8 protein-coding genes are annotated in these 6,009 nt (G+C 63.1%); 2 read left to right on the forward strand and 6 right to left on the reverse strand.

The features are described from left to right. Window positions 1–21 precede the first annotated feature (21 nt). The 5 genes from RKE40_RS17955 to RKE40_RS17975 form a co-directional block, all read right to left on the reverse strand. Entirely contained in the window at window positions 22–261 is a 240-nt protein-coding gene (locus RKE40_RS17955; protein WP_316019602.1) for a hypothetical protein, read from the reverse strand. Between the two features lie 220 nt (window positions 262–481). After that, entirely contained in the window at window positions 482–703 is a 222-nt protein-coding gene (locus RKE40_RS17960) for a hypothetical protein (RefSeq protein WP_316019603.1), read from the reverse strand. Between the two features lie 83 nt (window positions 704–786). Beyond that, window positions 787–1,143: an HdeA/HdeB family chaperone gene (locus RKE40_RS17965; protein WP_316019604.1), complete on the reverse strand. Its 357-nt coding sequence runs from the start codon at window positions 1,141–1,143 to the stop codon at window positions 787–789. A gap of 61 nt (window positions 1,144–1,204) precedes the next feature. Then, a complete protein-coding gene (locus RKE40_RS17970) occupies window positions 1,205–2,635 on the reverse strand; it encodes a DUF1254 domain-containing protein (protein ID WP_316019605.1) in 1,431 nt (476 codons plus the stop codon). A 234-nt stretch (window positions 2,636–2,869) separates the two neighbouring features. Beyond that, window positions 2,870–3,202 (reverse strand): helix-turn-helix domain-containing protein, encoded by a 333-nt coding sequence (locus tag RKE40_RS17975; RefSeq protein WP_316019606.1) that lies wholly within the window; start codon window positions 3,200–3,202, stop codon window positions 2,870–2,872. A gap of 184 nt (window positions 3,203–3,386) precedes the next feature. Here RKE40_RS17975 and RKE40_RS17980 point away from each other — a divergent pair, with 184 nt between their 5' ends. Next, the gene (locus RKE40_RS17980) at window positions 3,387–4,388 is read left to right on the forward strand and encodes a helix-turn-helix domain-containing protein (RefSeq protein ID WP_316019607.1); all 1,002 of its coding nucleotides are present in this window, start codon (window positions 3,387–3,389) and stop codon (window positions 4,386–4,388) included. A gap of 187 nt (window positions 4,389–4,575) precedes the next feature. Then, the gene (locus RKE40_RS17985) at window positions 4,576–4,905 is read left to right on the forward strand and encodes a RidA family protein (RefSeq protein WP_316019608.1); all 330 of its coding nucleotides are present in this window, start codon (window positions 4,576–4,578) and stop codon (window positions 4,903–4,905) included. A 267-nt stretch (window positions 4,906–5,172) separates the two neighbouring features. Here RKE40_RS17985 and RKE40_RS29775 read toward each other — a convergent pair whose 3' ends face one another. Continuing rightward, window positions 5,173–5,391: an Arm DNA-binding domain-containing protein gene (locus tag RKE40_RS29775; protein ID WP_390893422.1), complete on the reverse strand. Its 219-nt coding sequence runs from the start codon at window positions 5,389–5,391 to the stop codon at window positions 5,173–5,175. Between the last annotated feature and the right edge of the window lie 618 nt (window positions 5,392–6,009).

The raw sequence follows: 6,009 nt of genomic DNA on the forward strand, positions 1-6,009 counted from the left end.
GCAACGCGCCGCCATCGGATCCTATCGCATCATGTCCATCAGCGCCTCGCGCGTCGACACGCTGGAGGTGTGGAATACGCCGCGATAGGGCATGCTCAGATCGACGATCACGAACATGATGCTCGATATCGAAAGCACCCCGATCGCCAGGACTGCGGCGCTCAAGGCGCGGCGGGGCATCTGCAGGCCAAAACTCAGGTAGCCTCGACCTCGCCATCGGCAAGGGCGAGACGTCAGCCAGCCGAGGATGCGCAGGACCACGCCTTCAAGGCGGGCCTCGCGGTCGGGTTCTGATCGACGCGATACGCGCCAATGACCAGATAACGCCCCCCTCGGGCGGCGTGGTCCAGTCCGGTATCGCGCTGCTTGCGCGGGAGCGGCCAAGGAAGGGCTGATCGGTGACCTAGCTCCCCTCGCGCCGGTCTAGATGACAAGAGTGTTGAGCCCGCAATGTCGCGTAGCGGGAGACGATGCAGCCCCCTCAACGGCCCGCGGGCGCGCCGAGTCGATAGTCCTTCTGCAATGCCCGGTCAGAAGAAGGGTAAAGCGCCTGGCATTCGTCAAAGTAGAAATTCTGGGGCTGCCTGTTGACCGGGTTTGCGCAAATCGCCGCGAGCTCTTCTTGTCTCGACTGCGACGTCTGACAGCCGCTGAGGACGATGCCTGTCAGAAAGACCAAGCCGATCATTCGGATTGATGTCATGCGATCGCTCCTTTTCAAGTTCGGGAGAAGATCCGGGTCGAAAGCTCGACCCGGATCCTCAGCGGAGGGGTAGCGCCTTCAGATCACGGTTTCATCTTGATGCCGCGCTCGGCGCGCATGTCCTTGAACACAACGGCGATGGCTTCGATCACGCGCTTGTTCTGATTGGCCTTGCAGTACTGGATGATTTCATGCTCGGCCTCCTTGCCGCGCTTGACGTTGAGCATGTGCTTCCGCGCCAGGCCGTTGTACCAGCCGCTATACCAGGTCGTCAGCATGTCCGCGTCTTCCTGGAACGTCCCCGCCAGCTGTGCGCAGGTCAGCTTCTGGACGTCGATGTAGCCCTTCTCGTCCGCATAGGCGCTCAAAGCGGTCTGCGCGGCGGCCGGTGCCGCAAGCATCATGCCTGCGAATGCTGCTGCCATTGCCTTTGTGGTCATCGTCTTCGCCTTCTCAAAACTAGCCGGTGATCGTCGGAACGGAGGCTTCGCAGGGCCCGGATCAGGCCTGCTTCGCCGCAGGAGGAATCGTCCATGTGCCGTTGAGGATCGACGGGTCGGTCTCACTCGGCCAGTACATGCGCAGCATCAGGATGAAATCGCCCGCGGGGGCGGGAAGCCAGTTCGACTCCTTCTCCTTCCCAGGCGATTCATGCTGGATGTAGAGGTCGGTGGAGCCATCCGGATTGGCTTGGAGGTTCTGACGGGCGCTGATCGAGTATCGGTTCAGCGGGTTGTTCACGAAGAAATACTTGTCGTCGTACATGGTCAGTGACCAGAAGCCGTCCGCGGGGGGCAGATGCCCCTTCGGGAAGCGCATGACGTACTTGTTCGCCCCGCTGTATTTGCGGCCGGCGGCATCGCGCTGCGAGGTCGGGTAGACCGCGTCCTGGGGGCGGTTGGCGCCGAGGCCGATCGCGGTCACCAGCGCCCGCATCAGGTAGTCGGTGCCATAGATGCCGGTCTTCTTCGTAAAGGCCCAGCCGTTCTCGTGCTTGACGGCACCGTTGATCTTGAACTGCAGCATGATCCTGTCGAAGGCGACTTCGGGGATCCGCTTCGCCAGATCGACCTTGAACTTGCTCTCGTCGAAATCCTGGCCGGGAACGATGCCGAGATGGGCGAAGCGCGCGAGCTCGGGGGCATCGGCGGCCGACGGCGGATTGCTCTTCATCAGCTCGCAGAGCAGCTTGAAATAGGACACCGCATCCATGCGATTGACCTGCTCGCGCACCGCGGTCTTCATGTCGATCGACGGGTCGACCTTGCCGGGCGGCGGCGTGTACGGCTTGCCATAGGCGCTGAGCGGGACGAGCTTGAACTCATCCTGCAGCTTATGGACCGCGGCGTAGTCCTCGGGCGTGCCGGTGCAGTAGATGCGCCCGAGCAGCCAGACGATGTTGGTCGAGGATTTGTACTCCGTCACGCCCGCCGGCAACGTGCCCTTCCAGCCGGGGCCGGTGATCGCATAGGTCTGGGCTCCGGTGCCGGTGGTCCGCTTGCCCGGCACCTGGAAGACCGTCGTCCAGCCGTCCAGCATCGGAAGCAGGAAGTAGCGCCCCTTCATGTCGGGGACGCTGAGGACCCAGGGCTCGGTGCCGACGTCGAAGAAGGCGGTCGTGTAGAGCGTGTCGGCGTTCGGCGCCGTTACGTCCCTGAAGGACGCGTCGGGATAGCTGCGCAGCTTGATGATGTGGCCCATCGGAGCTCGCGTTCCGACGGCATCGGCAGCGTTGGTTATGACACGCCGGGTCATCTCCATCGTGACCAGCGGGTACCCGAAAATATAGGCGTCGGTCGCCAGCCAGAAATCCTCCAGGCCTTCGCCGATGCCGAGGAAAGCTCCCTGCTCGGCGAGAGCGGGGTGCCCCGTCGTCGCGCCAGCAAGAGCCGCTACGCCGCCGAGAGCGGCGGCTCGCCGAGTGATCTTCATGTTCAACCTCCACCTTGCGCCAGACTGAAGCGCGCCGGGCAGGCCTCCTGCGGCCGCTCGCCCCGGTCACTCCCCGCGAAACCGTGCGCCTTCTGCGCTCCGAACCGAGTGGGTCGGCGGCGATTTACGCTTCGTCATTTGCCACCGCTGCCCGAACGGAATCTTGCCATTACGCGCCAAGAGCGAACTTGCTGAAAGCGGCGCGGAAGGCGCGGCGGCCAGGCGCGGCAAGCGTCATTTGCGCTGCTGCCGCCGATAGCTCGCGGGCTGGACCTTCATCAGGCGCATGAAACTGCGCGAGAAACTGGTCGGGCCGTTGTAGCCAACGAGCGAGGCGATGCGCGAAAGCTTCTCATCGGTTTCGGTCAGCAGGCGGCAGGCGGTGGCCAGCCTGACCTCGGCGACGATTGCGCTATGGCAGGTTCCGTTCGCTGCGAGATGCCGCTGAAGCGAGCGCGTGCTGAACCCGAGGCGGCTTGCAATCTGCCGAAGCGATGCGCCACTCTGCAGCGACGCTGCGACAGCTTCGCGCACGGCGTGTTGGGAGGGGATATGCCCGAGCTTCATCGCCTTGTCACGAAGGGGCGAAACCTTCGCGTCTCCGTTCACTCAGCTCGCTATTTAGTGATCGATCGGATGGCCCGTCTGGCCATTGTCCGCCAAAAGCAGATCGGCGCGAGGCCTTGTCGAAATAACGGCGCTGCTATGGTTCGCTGAAGACGAAAACTCTGCAGCCTTGGGGGAAGGCGAGATGAGCAGCATTCCGATCACGCGTTGCCAGTTCCTGATCCCGTTCACACACATCCACGACGAGATCGGCGCGCCCACCGCGTCATTGCTGGAGAAATTCCGGCTGCCGAGCTGCCTCGAGGAGAAGGCTGACGATTTCGTCCCGCTGCTGCGCGCGGTGAGCTTTGCCGAGAGCGCGCAGAGATCCCAGGGCATCGTCGATTTCGGCTTTCAGGCCTCCAGGCGCCTTCAGTACTGCCATCTCAGCGCGAAATTCAGGGCGATGATCGGATACTCGCCGACCTTGTTCCTGGCTCTGCAGCAGGTCTGCAAATGGGCGACGCTGGAGGACAACGTCCTCGACATGTGGCTCGAGCGAGCCGACGACCACATCAAGATCTGCAGCAAGCTCGTCGGCACGGCAGGCATCGCCCATCTCGAACATTCGCAGTGGCTGCAAAACATCTTTCCGATCCATATCGTGCGGCAGTTCGCAGGGCCGGACTGGGAGCCGGCGACGATTGCTTTCGAAGCTCGCTACGTCCCGAGCATCGAAACCCGGGCTCTTTGGCCACATACGCGGTTCCTCTCCGGACAGTTCGCCTCGTGGATCGAGGTGCCGCTCTCGCTCCTGGGCCTTCCCGGCTGCGCGATCGAGACGCCGCTCGAATTCCTCGACGACGAGGCCGACCCTGCCGGGGGCGAGATCATCCGCGCGCTCAAGCTGATGCTGCCGTCCTATCTCGACGAAGGCGTTCCGACCGTCGCCGAAGTCGCCGAGATGGCGGGCACCAGCGCCCGAAGCCTTCAGCGCAAGCTGGCGCTCGCCGGGCTGACCTATTCCGATCTGCTCGAAGCCGCGCGTTTCGAGAAGGCCGCCAAGCTGCTGCGCACGACGGACGCCAAGGTGATCGAAGTGGCGTTCGCTTCGGGCTATGCGGACCCGGCCCATTTCACGCGGGCGTTCCGCCGCATGTCGGGCACCACGCCGCGTCGATTTCGCAACGAAGCGAGACCGCGTTGACCTTCTCGTCCCGTCCAGCCGGCTGGCGCCGGATGGCCACTATCAGGTACTCCGCCAACGCCGCTTCGCGGCGATATGGCGTCGTCGCGATGTGCGTCATAGAGGCGATCAGCGCCGGCTGACCGACCGCGGGAAGTCGGCCGCAGACCGAACAGATGGAGTTGCCCCCATGATTGAACGCATTGGCATGACGGAACGCTGGAGCGACGCTGTTATCGTTGGAGATCTGATCTTCCTTGCGGGCCATGTCGCCGAGCAGACGCGCGGCCAATCCGTCAAGGTGCAGACCGAGGAAGTTCTGCTCAGCCTCGATGACACGCTGGCCCAGGCCGGCGTCTCCAAGAACAACCTGGTCAGCGTCACCATTTACCTCGCCGACATGGCGGGGTTCGCCGCCATGAACGAAGCTTGGGACGCCTGGGTCGCAAAAGGCCACGCGCCGGCCCGCGCGACCGTCGAGGCGCGCCTTGCCTATCCCGACCTCCTCGTCGAGATGACGGCGATCGCCGCCCGATAGTCCCGCGCCGGTCCACTCGGCTCTATCGCCAAATGCGAAGACGATCCGTCGGGCTTGACCGCTCGACGGAAGGATGGTGCGGGCCTCGGCTTGTGCTTCCCGTTTGGCGATGTGCGAACGGAGCTCGTCGCCCGTCATCTCGTGCAATTGCTTGCCGGCGCCTCGTCGCCGGCGCCGCCGAGAATCCCGGCAGCGTAGATTGCGGCAGCTGCGCGCTCCTACTTCACCACGGCCCGATCATGCTCGCCGCGCAGCAACTCGCGGGCGCTAACGCGCTTTTCGCGGGCCTGGGCCAGTGTCACCTCTGGTTACTTGCCGAACGAGAGCAGCTTCGCCCTGCCAGCATACCGGGTATTTTATCCACCACAGCTTCGAGCCGTTCGGGTTGAGCTGAAGATTGAACCCGCCACCATCCGACATCTTGGTCAGCTTCTCGGTCGGCTGCGCGCGACGAATCTGTGCGTCGGCGAGCAATTCGATTTCCACTGTGAGAGCGATACCCCCACAACGCAGAATCGAGTCTGCCGGAAATACCCCCAGGTGCCTGCGGCAGGATGGGAAGGCGCGGGAGCAAGAGCGAAGTGCAAGGGCACGTAACCTGTTGAATTATCAACAGGTCTTCGTAGGAGCGGGAAAGCCTGGGAAAGGAAAATGGCGGAGACGGAGGGATTCTCCACCGATTTTCGCCTAAGCGTCTCTCGATCAACACATTTCTCGCGCGTAAAGCGCAATTCGTGTGACAGGCCCGTGTGCCTTGTCGTCAGCTTCGCAGACTGGGCCTTCCCGGGTCAAGCATGTAACCAGAAATGTTATGTGTGACCCGACGATCTCTTCGCCACTAGGTTCGATCACTCTTGTCCTCGATTTCGCCCGCTACCGATCGGACCTTGGACGCACGCTCCGTTTCTCTGCTGAAGCGGACAAACTCGAAAGCGCAGCTGCTCGACTGTTACGCAGCCATCGAGTGAGAAGCGCCTTGAACCGCCCCGGGTTCGCCGGAGGTCGTTTGGTTTGGGTCAGGCTGCGATGGCTGGCCCGTCCAGCATCGCGTAGTAGCGTTCCTCGGCTTCGGCCGGCGGGATGTTGCCGATGGGCTCCAGCAGC

The sequence above is a fragment of the Allobosea rubneri genome, assembly GCF_032464875.1.
GTDB classification, from domain to species: Bacteria; Pseudomonadota; Alphaproteobacteria; order Rhizobiales; family Beijerinckiaceae; genus Allobosea; species Allobosea rubneri.

What these genes read in the sequence shown, in the direction of transcription:
- RKE40_RS17960 (WP_316019603.1), bottom strand. Translation starts at nt 703, where the DNA reads ATGACATCAATCCGAATGATCGGCTTGGTCTTTCTGACAGGCATCGTC.
- RKE40_RS17980 (WP_316019607.1), top strand. Translation starts at nt 3,387, where the DNA reads ATGAGCAGCATTCCGATCACGCGTTGCCAGTTCCTGATCCCGTTCACA.
- RKE40_RS17965 (WP_316019604.1), bottom strand. Translation starts at nt 1,143, where the DNA reads ATGACCACAAAGGCAATGGCAGCAGCATTCGCAGGCATGATGCTTGCG.
- RKE40_RS17975 (WP_316019606.1), bottom strand. Translation starts at nt 3,202, where the DNA reads ATGAAGCTCGGGCATATCCCCTCCCAACACGCCGTGCGCGAAGCTGTC.
- RKE40_RS17970 (WP_316019605.1), bottom strand. Translation starts at nt 2,635, where the DNA reads ATGAAGATCACTCGGCGAGCCGCCGCTCTCGGCGGCGTAGCGGCTCTT.
- RKE40_RS17985 (WP_316019608.1), top strand. Translation starts at nt 4,576, where the DNA reads ATGACGGAACGCTGGAGCGACGCTGTTATCGTTGGAGATCTGATCTTC.